We start from the raw sequence: 18,148 nt of genomic DNA, 5'->3' as shown, positions 1-18,148 counted from the left end.
TTTCTATTTTCAACTTATTTTTGAAAATCTGATTTTGCAGCAAACAAGCTATTATTCATAGTTCCTGCTATTTTTATTGCTAAAAATTCATCATCAATTTCAATTTTTGTATTTGAACCAGCGAATTTTTCAATTATGTTTTTTGTGTTTTCATTCAACTGATTAAAACGATTCTCTTGTTTCTTAAAAGAGTTTTCATATCCAGCAGCATCGTCCAGCCCTCTTTCATAGAGATAATCAAGAACTTGAAACTTCAAGCCTGCGTAATCATTTTTAGACAGGCTTTTGATATTTTCTTGCTCTCTTAAATACAACCAAATATCTGCAGCTCTTATAGATTTTTCCATACTTTCCGAATCAATTCCCTTTGCCTTTTTTATTGCAGAAATCAGCTCCGCAATTTTCTGCTTTTTCTCGTTTTCTTCATCCATATTTTTATATTTTTCTCCTTGTAAAATTTTATCTTTCAAATGCGATTTCTTTTTTACGCATTGGCTTCTGTTCCGGCTCGCTGAAAAGCGCAGGATTTATTCTTGTCTGCCATGTCGCCTCTATGTCTGGATTTTTCAATTTCGCTCCGTGGACATCAAAGTATTGTCTTCCGGGAAGAATATTGAATTTCTCCGTAACAGTTGATTCAGGCAAGACTGCATCTATGAACGCGCTGTGCTCCACAAGATTTTTCAGCTTGTCCTCGAACAGAAGCTCGTCAACTGCAGACATTGTTTCCGCGAAGTTCTTTGTGATGACCGGAAACGCCTTTACAGAATTCGCCTCAAGACCAGAGAACTGAAGCTCGTTCCTGATTTTCTGCGGCTCGTTGTCAAAAAATGACTTGTCGTACAGCTTGATTCCTGAGACATGGTTCAATGAATCAGCAAAGACAACAGGGATAAAATTGTCATTCCAGCTGTTTCTGTCGTTTATCTTCTTGGCGACATTCTCAAGCTGCCAGGTATAGTCAACAGAATCTTCAGAGAATGCGAAATTCTTGTTCAGAAGTTTATCTTCAGAATTTCCATAGGCATTTGAATTCAGCTTTAGTTTCCAGCCGTTTTGCGGTGTGTATAGACTGAACGTGTCATGGTCAAGAATTATGTGTCCTGCAAAACGGCTCTGGCCGTTTTCCTTTGTGCAGATTTTTCTCAAAGCCTCTGTCGTATCCACATCGAAAGAGCTTTCAAGCGTGTTTCCGCTCGGATGGTTATGAACAGCGGCAATCATGCAGTCAAGTTCCTCCGCGCGTGTTATAACCTGCTTTATTGTTCTGGAATCTGGAGCAGAAACAGCACAGCTGTTTGGGGAATACGACTTTACAGCAAGCTGGTCTTTTATCTTTCCGTCCTCACGTCCAATCAGGACATAGCGGAATGTCTCGAACTTCTTGTTTCTGTAGATTTCCATTGCTGCCTGAAGCTGATTCCATCCTGTTTCTGAAATTCTGCCAGAGTCGTCAATCTCAACGCTTTTTCCCTGAACGTCAAAAACGCCGTGCTCGGCAAAATCCTTAAAAGACTTGTACATTCCTGACTCTTTTCCGTTCAGAACAGGGAATATAATCTCGTCGCGCTTCAATTCCGATTCCGTAAGTTGACGTTCGGTTATCGAGAAGTCGTCATACGGAACGGATTTTCTGTATTCGTTTTCAGTCGAGTAAACAGAAAGCACATCAGAACCGCCAAGCCCGAAGAAGAGGCTTCCAGGTTCCGCATAAAGCGAATTCGTATCCTGTTCAGGCTGTTTTGCAGTCTCTATTTTTTCAGCGGCTTTTTTTAAGTCTGTTTGCGCTGGCTGTTTCTCAGGCTCTGTTTTTTCTGCCGGAGTTTTCAAGTCTTTCTGCTCCGACTTTTCAGCAGCTATTTTTTCTGAGACATTCTCTTTTTGAACAGATTCCGTCTTGTCCTGCCCAGAAATCATCTTGAGAAGCTGTTCTTCAGGATTCATAAAATTGAAGCGGAAGCCGTTTTTATTTTCTGCGCCAACGTCCTTAGGGATTTTTGCGGTATTATAAAAGTCCAACGCATTCTTCGGATTGTCAAATGATTTCTCCTGGTACTTCCAGCCTTTTCCTTTTTCACCGCGCTCTTCCGCCCAGTGTCCGTCGTAGTAGACGATGATTTTTTCAATATCGTTTTCATTTTTAATGGAAGAGTTTTCATTGGCGGCTTCATTTTTTACGGAGCTTTCTTCCAGAGATTCAATCTCGCCGTTCAGCCATTTTTCGTATTTTTCATACCCAGCATTTTTGTAAAGGCTGAATTCTTCCTCTGTGATTTCACCGGTCTTGAGTTTTTCAGAAAGCATAGCCTCGTGGCGCATTGTCCTAATCTCATATTCGACTTCCTTCATCGGACGGAGATTGTTCAGGATGTCGGCTTCAAGAATTCCACGCTGCTTCTCGACAGGATACTCAATGAGCTTCTGCTCCATCCGCTCTATCTCAAGTTTTTTGAGAATCTGCGGCAAAGTATTTTCAATATTATTGATTTTTTTCTCGCAGGCGTGCTTCTGCTTGTTCAAATTGTGGATGTATTCCGCCTCTTTCTCTGAGTCCGTGATTTTAAGTGAAGAAAGCTTTTCCCTGACCTTTTCAAGACCTGTTTCAGCCTTAACGAATTTCTTGTTGCAGTCTTTCAGCTCAGACTTTATCCATTCAGGAACTTCAAGCCCGCTTTCTTTGTAGGATTCAATCTGCTTCTTCTGATAGTCAACAGTTTCTTTCGCATTCGAGAAGTCAAACTCAAGCTGCTTTCGCTTTTCGATAATCTCATCAAACGACTTGATTTTGAGGTTCAGTCTTGAAAGCTCCGCGCGCGCTTCCTTTGTCTCTTCCTGCAGGATGAGCTTCGCTTTTTTATTCGGGTCTTTTATCAGGTCAAGTTTCAAGTCCTCCGGATTTATGTCCTCCACATTGAGAGAATCGCCCTTGTAGTTCCAAAGCTCGTTTATTCGGCTTCGCTTCTCGTCATGTTTCTGGTAAAGAACAGAGTCGATTGAGTCGTTCATTACAGGATAGACAATGTGGACATTTCCCTGAAGATTGCCCTGCCGCCAGATTCTTCCTTCCGCCTGGATTGTCTCGCTCGGATTCCAGCCCAAAGAGCAGTTGTACATGACAAAGCTGTTTCCGTTCAGGTCGATTCCCTCAGCAGTATTCCGTCCGCCGATAATGATTTTGCACGGATTTTTCTCGTCATTGAAGCACGATGTGATTTTCTCTTTCTTTTCAGGAGTATTGTTCACTTCGCCGTTTATGATTTCTACAGCGTTCTTTGGAATTCCGTGAGCTACAAGATAGTCCTTTATTATTCCGTGGCTTTCCTTTCCAAGCGGAACATACATGAACTGACCTTTCTCAGGGTTGCCCTTGTACATGTCGATTATTGCGTCACATACAAATTTCAGCTTTGGAGAAGTCTCGACAAGTCTTGAAAGCGGAGGAAGCTCAACGCCAGGATACATAGCAGGATTCGCAAGAGCCGGAGCTACACAGGAAAGACGCATATTGTTCATTGCGACAATAACAGCCGCGCTGTTGCCTTCCTTTACTTCCGCCATGCGCTCCTCGTCAATCGCACGCATTTGTTTCTGCAAGTCCGACATATCAAGCGGCTTCACATGGGTGAACTTGTTCGGGCGGATAATTCCAGCCTCCTCTCCGTCAACCTTGTCGATAAATTCTGTAAGAATATTCTGCAGCGCGGAAAGTTCCTTCCAGTTCTTCATAACCTGCTTTGTGTCGATGTTTCCTGTCGAGGTTACGCCAAGTTCCTGCTTAGTCTGCGCAAATTCATCGAAGAACGCTCGCAAAGAAGTGATTCCAGCCTGCTTCAGACGCTCGCGTCCGATATAAGAGAGCATTGAGTAGACTTCCGTCGGGCTGTTTGTGAATGGAGTTGCTGTAAGCATGAAAACATTTCTGTCGTCATTGTGCCGCTGTGTGAGCTGCGTCATTCCATACATTTTCAGCGCGCGTGCGGATGGCTTTCCGCTCGGAATTCCTGCATACTCATTTGACTCGCCTTTTTTCTTCGGACGTGGAACTACCCACAAATTCTTGAAGTTGTGAGCCTCATCCACTGTAAGATTGTCAAATCCGCAGTCCTCGTAGAAGAAATAGCTCTCATCCTTAACATGGCTTGCAGAGCCGATTACACCTTTAATTTTGTCGGAGCTTTCCGCATTCTCCCTTGCGCTTCCGTCCATGTCCGCGCTCAGAAGGCTTGCGAAGTCCTCATAAAGCTCGTTCTCGCAGGACTTGTCGTTGAAAGTGATGTTTCTCAAGGCTTCGTAAGTGCAGAGAGAAATCGAATTTTCAGGAATATTCAGCCTGTGCGGTTTTTCAGAATCAATATATTTTTCAACGGAATCTTTACCGAAATTATAAAGGTCGTTCAGCTTCACATTTGGGAATAGCTGTCTTATGTCCGTGTACCATTTTGGATAGACCTGGTTCGGAACAACGATTAGAGGCCGCATGCTTCTTCCTGTCTGAATCTGGTTCACTGTCGCGACAATTCCTGCGGCGGTTTTTCCGACTCCGACATCGTATGCTAAAAGTCCGTTTCCCTTGTTGCACAAGAATGAGATTCCTTTTATCTGCTGGTCATACAGCTTGAATTTCGACTCGCCCTTGTACGCGCTCATTCCGTCAACAAAAAGAGGCAGTTTTGAGTAGTCAGGAGCTACATAGGAGTTGAACCGACGGTTGTATTCAGCGGCAAGCCTTGCCTTGTCCGCGTCTGAAAGCCCTTCATGCAGATAGCGGTCAAACAGGCGGTTTGCAGTGTCGCTGCGCGCCTGGCGTTTAAGGTCGGCTTCTTTTCTGCGCTCCGCTTTTTCCGCCGCCTTCTCCTCCTCGCTCATGTCATAAGTGCGCCAGCCTCTCACCGGCTCGGCTTTTACAGGCTTTCCGTCGATGTAGTTCACGATGTCATAGAAGCTGAGTTCCTCTCCTAGCTCCTCTCGTGAGATGTTCGCTGTCGCAAAGTCTATGTCGCCGCGCCATTTTTGGTCTGAAAGTCTCGCGTTCTGCGCCCAAAGGATGAAAGATTCCTGAAGATTAAGATTTATCTTGTTTCCTTCCGCATCGATATGTCCAATTTTAAATTCTTCCGCAAGTGCGGTTTTCACGCCGAAATGAATTCTTTCCATTTCCAAAGGAGATTTCATTGCGGATTCAAGAATTTTTATGTTGTCCGCAAAAATTTTATTTCCGTTGGATTTTTCATAAAGCTCTTTCTGCTCCTGGATTTTTGCGTAAATATCACCGCTCGCGAAAAGCTCCCTGTGCGTCCATTCTCCGATGTTCTTTTCAACATATTTTCCGCTTTCAGAAAGATACTGGATGTCATCGCCGGAAAGTTTTGACAGGTCGATATTGCCCTGCCAGTCCGTAGCCTTCCAAATCGGGAATTCTCTCTCGTCAAAGTCGCGTCCGTAAAGATGGGAGAATTCCTCCGCGCTCATCACTTCGCCTTTTGACTTTACGATGTTCCATTTTTCTTTTCTGGATTTTGAAGAAGAAGGATTCTGTTTTTCAGGCTCAGTTTTTCCGTTTTCTTTAAGCAGAATTTGTTCTGAGAAAACACTGTTGACAAGAGCACTTCTTGTGAGTATATTTGAATCAGCCGATTGGAGAACCTCAATAGGGAATTGTACCCTTGCGATTGTGCTCCAGTCGGTTATTTTTTTGTCGTCTACATATCTGCAAAGTCCGTCAGTAGTCCATTTCTGAATCAAATCAACGCCATTTTTAGCGACAACAGTTCTGTCATGAATCGAACGGATATTCTGGACTTCAACCTGTTTACGGTGTCCGTTTTCCTGTTTTTGAACTGAATCATTCACATTGACTGCAAGCGCGACAGGCTTTTCATCCTTGAACACATCTGTAAGAACGAGTTTTGAATCCGCCTTGTTTTCTGTCGCAGCCTTGTCAGAATCAAAGACAAGTATCGGAGTTGAAAGCCTTGTAAGGGCATTGAGGATTTCTTTTTCTGAAAGTCCGTGTGTTTCAACAGCCTTTTTTATAACAGAAACAGCAACAGTAACGTCCGTGTATTCGCTTCCTGTCTCCTGCAAGACACGAGGCGTTTTTCCAATTACAAAACGGTCATTTTTCGGGCGGATTCCGTTTTCAAAGTATTCTGAAAGCTCCTTGCTTAGATTTTTTATTTCAGAAAGCCTTTCTTCAGTAACAGGCGAAACGTCATATCTCGTGTTCCCCAACCCGACTGGTCCCCAGTATTTCCTATTGTATTCATCAAGCTGCGTTTCAAAAGATTTTTCCACCTTTTTTTCTTCGGCTGAGCTGTATTCCGGCAAAGGGGCTTTTAATTTTTTAGTCTGGTTGACCTTTTTTATTTCATCAACAAAGCTGTCAATCTTGTTCAGTTCTTCCTGAACTGAAAGCCCTTCGTGGACGGCGACATATTTATCTTCCTTTCTGAACCGGTTTGTGCGTGTTTTTACCTCGCCCAAGATTTTTTCAGGATGAGCCTTGAACCATTCTCCGTTTGACAGAAGCTCGCCGGAGATATTTTTTCCGTCAATGCCTTCTTTTTTCCGCATAATCAGAATGTCAGTTCCGACTTTCGTTGTTGAAAAAGTTCCTTCCGGCAGCCTGTATGCGTCTAGAATTTCACCTTTCGAGGCGATGATTTCTTTCTGCTTGTCGCTTGCCGTATTCAAAAATCCGCTTGGAACAACAAACGAAAGAACCGACTTTTCATCTTTGAGAGCGTCCAGTCCCCTTGCGATAAAGTATTCCTCGTAGCGGTCAAATTCTCTTCCCTCTCCTAACCCTTTGTACTTGTCGTTGTATTTTCCGTAAGGCGGATTTCCGATTACAACGTCATGCTTGGGCTGCTCATATCCGATTTTAAGGAAACGCTCGCCGTCATCAAGGAACTGCTTCTGAAAAGCACCCTGGATCACATCCGCTTCCGGGTGAAGAATTTTATTGATTCTGGCGGAAGTCTTGTCAAGCTCGTGCATTGTGAATTTATTATTCGGGCGGTTTTCTGCAAAGCGGCCGACTCCGGCAGACGGCTCAAGGACAGTCTTTGCGTCCGGAGCATAGGCGTCCACAAGTTCCCAGACTTTCTCAATAAGATTGTCCGGCGTGTAAAAAGCGTTCAGCACTTCAGAATTTGTCCGGTTATTCTCATCAAGTCCGCCGCCGCCCTCATACTTGGCAAGAATATTCTTGTCATCTTCCGTGATTTCTGAGTCAGGCTTTTTTAGAATTTCACGGCACTGCTCGCGGATTTTCTTCTGGCTGGATTTTGTTCTTGGAGCGGAGATGTCTTGGGATTGCAGATTGCTACTTGTGTTTTCTGTTCCTTTCTGTGTTAAGTCGATAATATGAACCTTGCCGTCTTTTACATCTTGCATTGTCATACCGCTGATAGAATTTCTCCAGTATTCTTCAAGGGAATAATCTTTTTTATTCTGCGTTTTACTACTTTGAAGCTCAATCAAGTCTTCAATGGCTCTCTGCTGACCTAGCCGCTTAAACTTCTTTGAATCAGAAAGCAGCTCGTTAAGACTGTCCATGGAGCTTGTCTTGAAGTTTTCTTTGTAGTAGTTATATTCTTCCAAGTCCTTGCCAGAAAGTGTCTTTTCATCAGACAGTGAAACAGAAATATTCTTTCCAGCCATCAGGTCTTTCATCGGCATTGAAAGGAATTCAACAATCTCCTTTTTGACTTCCGATGCGTCCATATTCTGAATAAGCTCATTCTCCGGCTGTGCCTTTTTATATAAGTCCAGAATATAGACGGCTGTTTCTGCGTTCCAGTCAATCGCCTTGTCCTTTGTGATTTCGCCGTCTATTTCCGCAATATGCTCAAGCACTTTCTGGGCAAGACCTCCGCAAATTCTTGAGTGAATTTCGCTCAGAACAAGGTCGTCATCATCGGCAATGTTTGAATAATTCGGGTCGCTTTTGACTTCCTCCCAGAAATGAGTGTTCTTGAAAATGCTTTTTCCTTTCTGCCACAGTTCAGGATTTGTTTTCTTTGTGTACTCGTCCCAAAGGTGGGTATACTCGTGGACAGCGACGTTTGAGTTCATCACGTCAGGATTCAGATAGATTTTTCCATTGTATGCGAAGCCGTAAGTCTCGCCGTCTGACACTGACATCTTCTGTAAAGCCTTGCTTTCACCGGCGGAAATAAAGTTGACAAGACGCTCTTTTGTGAGTATATTCAAGTTATAAGTTTCGATGTCAGTAAGTCTCTGCCTCAGGAATTGGACCTGAGATTCAAGCTTACCATTGAAACTTTTTTCATTTATCCATTCTAGACTTCTTTTCTTGTCAACATAAATAAGATTCTCTTCATCGATGTTTGTTTTCACAAATCCAATTTCATTGTCTTTTCCGTACATCGAGGTTATTTTATTGATGACAATTCTGCCTTCTCGCTTGTTCGCCGCCATTGGAATCAATATAGAGTTTCCGTTGCTGTTCCTGCGTTCCGTAAAGAAAACGTAGCTGTCATCTCTTGTGCGTGACTTGAATACCATTACCGGGTCTGCAAGCTGGCTTGGAATCGCATAGATGTCATCGACAGAAAGCTGATGTCCTTGCTTATCATCTGGATAAAGGGGATTCTCACGGACTATCTTGTCCAATGTAGAATGTTCTATTTCTATGAGATTTTCTGCGATGCCGAGAACTTTCATCACAGGCGGAATCTTTCCTACAACAATCAGTTTTCGTGGATTCGTGCTGTCTTTCTGCCATTCATCGACCTTCCTGATGAATTTTCTTGAGTCCTCCTCGTTGAACTGGAAGTAGCTTTCTTTCCGGGCAATCTCATTCAGAACTGAAATCTGCTCTTTGGATTCCTTTTCCGCCGCACGCAGTTTCTCAAAATCTTCCCTCTTGTCGCTGAAGAGAACTGATGAGTCGAATTCCACGTAGTTTCCGCCGGCTTCGTTTGCGCTGGTAGAATGGAATGCGCTTCTTGAAATGCCGCCTAAGAATTTCTCACGTCCGAGAATCTCCACTGCTTTCTTCACGCCTGTTTTTTTGCCGTTGAGCTTTATGTCGCTAAGAAGCATTGCCGTCTGAATCTGCTCAAGGTCTTCCGAAGTCTTATATCCCCAGCCTTTGAGCATTCTCAGGTCTTCCGAATTGAGATATTTCGGAGACTGGCTCTTTGTCATTTTCTGGAGAAACTCCTCACGCTGAAGAATTCTGTCAAATTCTTCCTTGTCAGTGATGACCTCGATTCCTGCGGACTTGAGCTTTTCCAAAACAAAATTCGTCGCCGCCTGCTCTTTTGAAAAATCCTGCTTCTCGATTTTCGCAAAATCTTTCATGCGCTTTGTGATTTTCAGTCCGTTTTTTACATACTCCCTGAAATCCCATTCGTTCAGGTTTCTTCTGTCCAAGTCGAATTCAAACTTTTTTGTCTCGTAGTTGAAGTAGCCTGAATCTGCATAGGCATTGAAATCGTAGTATTTATTTTCATCGAATATGATTATTCTGTTTTCTGTTGAAAGAATGTCGAACCCGGAAGACTTGATTTTCCCGATTATCTCATTCGCTTCTGAAATATTTTTCAGTCTTCCTAATTTTTTGACATTTTTATCCAGTCTGCCATTTGGACGAATTGAAGTTTCTCTTTTTGTCTCCTTGTTTGCCACGGAATATGCCGGATTTTTTTCGTTGTAGGAAAGCAGCTCGCCTTCCTGCGGAGTTTTGTTGCGGAGCTTTTCTTCCATCATCTGCTCGACAACCTGATTATGAGCTTCCTGATTTCGTTTCTGATTTTCTTTTCTCCAAAGAACCTGTTTCTTTATGTCATCGTTCGTCAGGCTTTCAAGATTTTCTATATTTTTCTTTGCTTCAGAATTCTGCTGCTCATCATCCGCATTTTCTGGATTGTTCAGTTCATCTTTCAGCTGCTGGATTCTATTCTGGACAAATGCTTTTTCCTGCTCGATTTCTTCCTGAGAAACTTCTGTATCTTCTTTCTGCTGAACAGAGGAATGTCTGTCCACCCACATGAACGTTATATCGTGAACATAGTCCATTGTTTCTGCGTCTAAAGTCCAGGCTGGAACATCTCCCTGCAGGGAAAGCCCGGTTCCTTTTCTATGCTCAAGCATAGTGCTTGCGTAATAGCTTGTTACAAACTGCCCTTTTTCGCCGAATTTCTCACTGTCCTTTATGTCGTAAAATCTTACAGTCCAGTCATCGCCTGTTTTTCCTGATGAGAGAGGCCTTTCCGCCGGAACAATCTCAATCGCAAAACGGTCGTTCACCTGATAATAGTTTTCAGCCGTATATAAAATGTTACTTTCCGAGAGGTCAGTTTCATAATCTTCCTCAACAGGGACATCTCTTTTGAAAACCGCATTCACATAGTCGCCGCCGCGGATTCCGTCATCGCAGACCAGATTGAAAAATTCATCGGCAAGGCTTTTCGATTTTTCAGAAGCTTCATCGTTTGCCCAGGCAGCGATTGTATGCTCCACAGGAATCACAACATTGTCGTTTTCCTTCGCGCTAAAAACAACTTTTCCGTCCTTGTTTTTGAGAGAAACTGAATGAAGACTGTTTTCATATTTTGATTCAAGCGTGAAATCTGACTTTTTGATTTCAGAAACAATCTCATCAAGTCTTTTTGTTATTTCAAAATCCTTGTCTGCTTTTTCCGCATCGCGCTCGTCCTCTTCCTGAGAATGCTGCATTTTCTGCTCTTCATTCCATTCGTGGGCTTCATCAGAAGTCATCATCTGTCCGTTTTCTGCTTCAACTAAATTTTCATACTCATCTGATTTTTTCTGGTAGAAAATTTCCGCAAGTTCCAGCACTTCACGGAAATTCTCGTCAGGAATTTTTGTTGTCGGGTCATTGCCGCTCAAGTCGTCAGCGTAGCCGAATCCGCCCTCGCCGTAGCTTCCGACAAAATCGCCGTCCTTTGCGGAGTAGATGTCAGCGACATTCTCATCGTCGCTGTATTCAAAGTAGAATCCGTACTTTTCTTCCGAAAGTCGGCTCACTTCAGTTGCGGATAAATCAGAAATAGTTTTTTCATGATTTTCCTCTTTTTCCAAGTCGCTGAAAATGTCATGCCAGTAGCCTGTATTGAAGTCCGCTTTTATTTCTGAAAGGTAGTTTGAAATCCATTCATCTGTCGGAGGATTTGTGGCAATGTCCTTGTCAAATTCATAAGAGTTTTCAAGCTCTTTCTGCCAAGCCTCAAGCATTTGCTGGTCATCAGCTGAGCGGTAGCCGTTTATAACCTCTTCTTTCTGCTCATCGCTCAGGTCATTGAAATAAACAGGCTTCAGGGATTCATCAATTACAAGGCTTCCGTCTTCTGAAAATGAAATTTCTTCATGTGCTGCCGCAAAAGTTTCGGCAGCTTCTTCCGGGCTTTCTGAGCTTTCAATGTCAACTCCAAGTTTTTTTGCGTATTCCGCAATCTGATTTCTTGCATTGTTGTAAACAGCATTCTCCTCATCGTTCCAATGAGAGCCTTCCGCAGCCTGCAAAATATCGTTCCATGTAATTCTTGTTTCTTTTGGAGCTTCTGCTGTTACATTTTCCTCTGAATACTGTTCCAGTCTTTCCTTTTGGATAAATTTTTCTACAGTCATTCCGGCCGGGACATGGAAATCAACTTCCATTCCGCGTATGTTTTTCAGCTCATCAAGGTTAAGGTAGCCCCACTCGGCATTTTTCCAGTCATCGTTAAGACACTGGAATCCAAATGCGTCTCCGTCCTTTCCGATTTCTGTAATGAATGACTGGGTTCCGCTCGGATGAAAATAGCGGAGAACAATTCTGTGCTCCTCAAGGCCGTCTGTGCCGCCGATTTTTGGAGCATTCTCAACAGCAGCTGAAATTTCCTTAATCTTGTGGACAAAGAATTCACGCTCCTCGCCCTGAGCGAATTTCAACGTAGAAACATACTGAACTGTCGGAAGCACGGATTTTGCAATGGCAAGGTCTTCAGGGGAAACCATGAGGTCATCATCCGATTTTTCTGCGGCATGAAGAATTTCTTTCTCAGCCTGCGTCTCTTCTTCCAGAGCTTCTTTTTCCGCCGATTCGTGCAGAGTGTCCAGCATTTCAGAAGTGAGTTCTATTGTTTCTGAAGGAATTTCTGTTTCAAACTGCTTTTCAATGTACGCCTTTTCTTCCGCGTCGGTGAGAGTGTTCTCTTTTTCCCATTCAGCCTCATCATCAAGCGCAGCCTGTTCCTGTTGCATTTCAATTTCTGCTGAATTTTCTTCATTCTGGTTTTCAAGAGCAGCCTCAAGTCGTGAGATTTTTTCAAGGTCGCGCTTTCTCTCCTCTTGTAGCTCGGCAATAAGATTTTCAAGATACGCGATTCTGTCATCACTTGAAGATTTGATTTCCGCTGAACTGTTTTCAAGAGCCTGTTCCGCAAGGTGGTCAATCTGTTTCTGCGATTGGAATTTGTTGTTTTCAGGATAAAACTTTTCCGCAAATTCTTTCACAAAGTCCGCGTTTCTGTCTTTCGCTTCCTGCGTGCGCGGATACCATACGCCACCGTATCTTGAGGTAAAGCTGTAGCCGTTCTGCTTCAGAAAATCTCTCTGTTCCTGTGCCGGCGCTTCTGAAAAACGGAGATTCTTGTTTCCGAAATCCGCATTGTCAAAAATTTCAAAATGTATGTCTGCCATGTTGTTTTCCTCTTAAAATAGTTTTTGTAAAAATGCTTTTTTACCGTTCGATGTCTGAACGCCGACTGTAAGGTCTGTTTATGTTCGCTTCCGCTACTTTCAGCTCCTCGATTTTCTTCGCGTTCTCGAGGTTGTAGTTTTTTGCGACCGCAATCCGCTGGAATTCAGTTCCGCTTTCAAGCGCACGTGCGATTTTCCGTCCGGCTTCATAAGGCTTGTACTCGCCGCTCTCGACTTTCTTTACAAGCTCCATGCACTGCCGGTAGCAAGAATTCCGGTTAGCCTCCCTGTTGTCCTTTAGTCCGTTTCCGATAGAGTTCTGCAGGCAGTGCTTGAAGTGGCAGTCAACCGCGGCTGAAAAATCAATTCCGTCAATGCTGCTGTATTTCTTGACACGCTCACGAGCCTTCGAAAAGTTCTCATTGTGCCCGGGATTTTCAAGGCAGTTCGCCCTGAACGATTTCAGGTTCTCCTTCTGATATGCGCTGTTCACTTCCTGCGTCCGCTCGTAGTATTTGAGCACAGCCCTGCGTGAACGCTCATCAAGAGACTCGATGTTGTACAGATACTGGTTCTTCTGCTTTGAGCCTCCTTCCGAAATGTAAAGATTCTGCTCATTGAGATGTGTCGCGCCGAAATATTTTGTCTGGCACAGAACAGGAGATGCGTTCTTTTTCCAGTTGAGCGGACCGGTTTCTTTTTGAATGCGGTTAAGCTCGTTTCCGTAAATCCAGACATTGGACTTGTAGCCTCTTGAAGCCGCGACCTGCTCCAAGGCAATAAGATTCTCATCGTTTATGATTTTTCCGGTGGAAAGCTCGCGCGGAACAGAATCCGGCTCTCTGCTGAAAAACGGCAATGTTCCGTTCCTTGTGTTCTCCGCAAACGACTTATAAAGCTGGTCATAGAAAAATTGGTCTGCGCTCAGTCCGTTCGAGTCGAAGTTCTTCCAGTCAGAAGCGAAATTTGTCATGCTTTACCTCTCAATGTCCGTTTTCTTGTTTTTATTTTGGTTGTGAATTTGTTTTCTTAGTTTTTCGTTCTCATCCGCAAGCTGGTGGTTCACGTCCACAAGACGGTCAACGAGCTTCACGGCATTTTTGAAGCCCTCAAGCACGCCGTTTTTGCATTCACGCTCCTTGCCGTTCACTTCGATTTTCACGCAGCCTTCAAGCAGATTCTGGCTTGGATTTTCATTTGACTTTTCCTGATTTTGTGATGTACTATGCTCGTAGGAAGAAAGCACAGCTCCCACTTGAGCGTACATCTCAAGAAACTCAGGCGTGTAGCCATATTGACCGATCACCGTAGATATGGATTTCTCTGCTTCTTCCTTTCTGTCATTCAAAGCGAAACCTGTAAGAACAAATTTTCCATTTCTGTCTTTATCAATAACTGCTTGAATTCCATCCTTTTCTATCTCCCAGTTTCCGCGCGGAGTTTGTGATGCAGCTCCTTTATCAAGGCTGTCCGCAACTAAAAAACATATTGCCGTGATTTCTTTCTGAGCATCTTCCGGCTGCATTTGAACAGCCTTGTTTAAGACACGCTCCTCATAGCGGCGGTTTATGATATGCGCAAGGCCGGTTGACTTGTTTCCATGCCTAAGCTGAATTTCCCCGAGCGTCTTGTTGCTCGCCGTGTAGACAGTTCCCTCGTCAAGAACAGTGGCAAGCCTTGAAAAAAGCTCAAGGCTTTCTTTCTTTTCCAAATCAGAAAGCAGCTTCTCTTTGTTCTCATTTATGTACTTTTTTATTTCTTTTCTGAATGCTTTTACAGATTCCGTTTCCTCAAGGGAATCGGATTTTTCATTCTTAAACTGATAAGGAATCCGAGAAAATAAGCCTTTTCCATCTTCCTTTACAATTTGAACGCTGAGGTCATAAGGATTCCATTTTCCCTCTTTTTCCCAGTCCCGGAATTCAAATAAAAGCTTCTCGCCATTTTTCAACTCTCTGATGTTCGGCGCAATCTTCTTTCCAAAATCGCTGCCCGTTATAATCTGATAGACAACACCGCTTATATTGCCGCTGTCGGAATATCCGAGAATTTCTGTCGCCTTGATTTCTAAGTCTTTTTCAGACACCGCATCTGCTCCTTGAAAAATAAAAAAAGTTATCCATCAGTTTCCACATGACGGAAGGCTCAATAAAAAGCCTGTAGGATTGTGGGAACTGTGGGTAACTTCGCCTGTTGCTAATAGGTCATCGATTCGCTGCGGTCGATTTTCCGCTCGTCTTTTTTCTGCTGGGGAGCAAGCCCCTTTTCCTTTTCAACGGACTTCACAATCTCGTTCGCCTTTACATCAGCGTTATAGAGAAGTTCATTCAGAGACGGCACGTCCTGTATTTTTTCCTCCGGCGTCTTTGCAAGCTCGTTCTTGCATACAGCCGAAATGTTCTGCTTGAACTGCTCAGCGACTTCAGGCAAAACCTCAAGGCTTGCTCCGCTCTTGCAGGCGGCAATGTACATCGGAAGATAGTTCTCGGCGGAGTCAATTTTGAGTGTCTCATTTTTAAGTTTGTTCGGCTGGCGGATTTTCGCGCTTTCAATAAGGCGGTCAGGATGCTCGAGCTGCTCGGCAAAGAAATACTGCGAGTGCCGGAACTCTCCTTCCTTGTCCTTGAAATTATAGAAAAGCCCTTTCTCGCCGGACTTAACGCGTGTTCCGGCCTTGTCGATTGAATTCTTTGTCGCGACAATGTTGCTCTCGTAGCCAGATTTCTGTCTTGTAATCTGAGCCGGAACAAGGTCTTTCGCATTCAGAATCCAGCCGTTGTTCGCGTTGTAAATGGGCTTGATTTCAATTTTTCCGTCCTTGTTCGGAAGAAGCGGAAGGGAATTGTCCTCGATTCCCTGAGAGATGAGCTTTGCGGTGTGCCTCGGAACAAGAGAGCCGAACCAGTCGTTTTTTGAAGGATTTAAGGTGATGGCGTCTGACATTATGCGCCTCCTTTTCTGTTGGAATTCCACCCAGGCTGTGTGCTAGGAGTGCCGGACACAGCTGAATTGGCATGGAAAACCGAAATATTCTAATTCCTGACAGGAATATTGCAAAGAAAACAAAATATTTATTTCTTTACAAAACAATTCCTATATACTGCAATTTTATAAATATTTTAATACACTTTTTGTAATTTTAGAAATATTTTGGTATAATTTTGCAATGAGATACAACATCACGGTCGATGTGCCTTACGGAAAGAAGCTGCCGTACACGCTTTATTCAAAGGGATTCCTGATAGACGTTCCGCACGTGGACGAGAATTCTGACTTTGTGCATTTCAAATACGTCGGAGGCAGTGTCATCGTACTTTTCTACACATTCGAGCGTTTCCGCCGGGCGTACATTGTCACAGGCTGGGAATCAGAAAAGGACGGCGAGGCGGTCTCTCTTCCGGGAATAGACGAGAAGCTGTGCCTGATTTTTACGGCAAGGGGACGGAAAGTTGACCATCTGAAAAGATGCGTGTGGCTTCTTACACAGGAAGATGAGTACAAGGTCTTCAAGTTTCCGCTTATATTCTGGTACAGGCTGGCGTTTCTGATTCAGTTCTGCGGCGCAAAGAGAAGCGATGTGATGTATCTATACGGAAAATTCAAGAAACACGGAGGAAGAAAAAGATGAACGTAACAAAGGAAATTCTTGAGTGGCTAAAAGTGTCATCAATAGTTATCAGAAAAGACGAAGCGGACATAATGAGCTTTCTTGCAAGATTCACTTCTGAAATCTGGACGCTTACAATGCTGCAGAAGCACGGCTTTCTGCAAAATGAGCAGATTTCCGTCCAGATAAATTTTTCAGACGGAGAGAGCGAAGAATTTCTTGCGACTGTAATTGAATCTGGAGAGGATTTCTGCGATGTCAAAATTTCAGGCTCGGAGAAAAAGGCAAGGACAGCCGCGTTTATTTCAGCACTTGAGAACCTTGACGAGAAATACACAAAATATGGGCGCAGAAAAGAGGAGCGAATTGAAATCGGAAAACGCAACTCCGCAAGGTTCGGACTTTCATCTCCAGAGCAAACTGTCTTTGTGAACGGAATAAAAATGCAGCAGCCGTGCGCCGTTGTTGACGCGAGCATACACGGAATCTGCATAATCACGCCCTGCTCCGACCAGAGAATGAAGGACTGCGACAGCTTCAATGTGATGCTGAATTTCGTAAGCCCCGAGCAGACAATTGTTTTAAAATGCCACAAAGTCCACGCCCAGCTGAAGAAAACTGAAAGCAAAATCTATGCGAGAATCTCCTGCCAGCTCCTTGAGCCGATTCACTTCGCATGGAAAGAACGTGTCATAAAACTGCTTGAATCCGAAAAGAACTTGTAAGTCAAGCCGTTTTTGCAATATATTGTAACTGAATCAATATTTAATTTTTTGCGGAAGGAAACAGTATGCTGAAAGAAATCCCGGAACGAATAACGTATGCCCAGGAGAAGCTGATAAAGCTGATTGAGGAAAGAAAGCTCAGAAAATGGTGTCTTGAGAACGGACTGTCGCACTCGACAATCTACAAACTGGCGACAGGCGAAAAACTTCCGTCGTACCCGATTGTCTGCTCGATGTCGCACCTTGTTCCGCCGATTGAATGGCTCTTCTACACCGACGAGCAGATTCCCTACGAGGCGCAGACAGTTCTTCCTCTTGAGCCGGGAAAAGAATGCAGATATGTTGCCGCCCACAGAAAGGACTACAGGGAAATGACGAAAAAATACGGTCTTACGGAAATCCAGGCGTACAACATCATAATCGGAAGAAAAAAGCCAAATCTCGGTTTCATCAGGCAGACGTGCAGCGAGGTGAATCCGATTGAGTTCTTCATTCCGTCGGACGAGGCTGAAAAGAAAATCACAGTGCCGGAGCGCGGAGACATCGCAAGCATAAAGGGAAAGAATTTTCTTGTTCTGTCCAAAAAAAACGCCAATGAGGAAAACGGAACATTCATCGCCTGCCCTTTGACATCCGACGGAGACGGAATTCCGCTTGTCTGCGGCTGCAATGTGAGCGGAAAAATCCAGGCATGCAGAATCACTTCATTTCCGGTTGAAGCAAATCCGCTGATTCTGGGAAAAGCAGCAGCAGAGACTGTAGAGGAAGCTGCAAAAGAAGTCGTAAATCTGGTTTCAAAAAAATGAAGATAAAAACTTTCAGCAGGAGACAAAAATGAAACAGTTCGAGTACATGACGCCGGAAACAGTCGTAAAGTCCTACGAGGACGCGAAAACCGGCTACACAACGGCAAACGGACGGCTTGAGCGTGTAGAGAAATTCTCAGGCACTTTCAACGCCTATCTGAACAAGCTCGGAAAGGAAGGCTGGGAATTTCAGGCTGCAGGCGGAAACGGCTTCGGAGTTTTCGGAAAAAGAGAAATTCAGGAGCGGTCAAACACAAACAGCTGGCAGAATTCAACTTCAGTCTCAAGATAACAGGCGGCTGTAAAACCTGTGGCAAAGTAAACGAAAATTTGAT

9 protein-coding genes are annotated in these 18,148 nt (G+C 43.9%); 4 read left to right on the top strand and 5 right to left on the bottom strand.

The features are described from left to right. Nucleotides 1-14: 14 nt before the first annotated feature. The 5 genes from Q0H92_RS03630 to Q0H92_RS03610 all read right to left on the bottom strand — a co-directional run bounded on the left by Q0H92_RS03630 (nucleotide 15) and on the right by Q0H92_RS03610 (nucleotide 15,618). A complete protein-coding gene (locus Q0H92_RS03630; RefSeq protein ID WP_296012077.1) occupies nucleotides 15-470 on the bottom strand; it encodes a hypothetical protein in 456 nt (151 codons plus the stop codon). Beyond that, nucleotides 460-12,675 carry an SNF2-related protein gene (locus tag Q0H92_RS03625; RefSeq protein WP_296012075.1) on the bottom strand — a complete coding sequence of 4,072 codons (12,216 nt, stop codon included), beginning with the start codon at nucleotides 12,673-12,675 and terminating at the stop codon, nucleotides 460-462. The genes Q0H92_RS03630 and Q0H92_RS03625 overlap by 11 nt, the downstream gene beginning before the upstream one ends. 40 nt (nucleotides 12,676-12,715) lie before the next feature. Beyond that, a complete protein-coding gene (locus Q0H92_RS03620; RefSeq protein WP_296012073.1) occupies nucleotides 12,716-13,648 on the bottom strand; it encodes a hypothetical protein in 933 nt (310 codons plus the stop codon). A 3-nt stretch (nucleotides 13,649-13,651) separates the two neighbouring features. Then, nucleotides 13,652-14,761, bottom strand: coding sequence for a hypothetical protein (locus Q0H92_RS03615; protein ID WP_296012071.1), 1,110 nt, complete (start codon nucleotides 14,759-14,761; stop codon nucleotides 13,652-13,654). A 110-nt stretch (nucleotides 14,762-14,871) separates the two neighbouring features. Next, a complete protein-coding gene (locus Q0H92_RS03610; RefSeq protein WP_296012070.1) occupies nucleotides 14,872-15,618 on the bottom strand; it encodes a hypothetical protein in 747 nt (248 codons plus the stop codon). 223 nt (nucleotides 15,619-15,841) lie between these two features. Between Q0H92_RS03610 and Q0H92_RS03605 the strand changes: the two genes are divergently transcribed. The 4 genes from Q0H92_RS03605 to Q0H92_RS03590 all read left to right on the top strand — a co-directional run bounded on the left by Q0H92_RS03605 (nucleotide 15,842) and on the right by Q0H92_RS03590 (nucleotide 18,105). Continuing rightward, entirely contained in the window at nucleotides 15,842-16,303 is a 462-nt protein-coding gene (locus Q0H92_RS03605) for a hypothetical protein (protein WP_296012068.1), read from the top strand. After that, nucleotides 16,300-17,007 (top strand): PilZ domain-containing protein, encoded by a 708-nt coding sequence (locus Q0H92_RS03600; protein ID WP_296012065.1) that lies wholly within the window; start codon nucleotides 16,300-16,302, stop codon nucleotides 17,005-17,007. The genes Q0H92_RS03605 and Q0H92_RS03600 overlap by 4 nt, the downstream gene beginning before the upstream one ends. Nucleotides 17,008-17,072: 65 nt before the next feature. Beyond that, complete coding sequence (locus Q0H92_RS03595; protein WP_296012063.1) at nucleotides 17,073-17,813, top strand: hypothetical protein; 741 nt, start codon at nucleotides 17,073-17,075, stop codon at nucleotides 17,811-17,813. Nucleotides 17,814-17,841: 28 nt separating this feature from the next. After that, a complete protein-coding gene (locus Q0H92_RS03590) occupies nucleotides 17,842-18,105 on the top strand; it encodes a hypothetical protein (protein ID WP_296012061.1) in 264 nt (87 codons plus the stop codon). Nucleotides 18,106-18,148 lie beyond the last annotated feature (43 nt).

Source organism: uncultured Treponema sp. (genome assembly GCF_934725225.1).
Lineage (GTDB): Bacteria > Spirochaetota > Spirochaetia > Treponematales > Treponemataceae > Treponema_D.
This window is presented reverse-complemented; position numbering and strand designations above follow the sequence as displayed.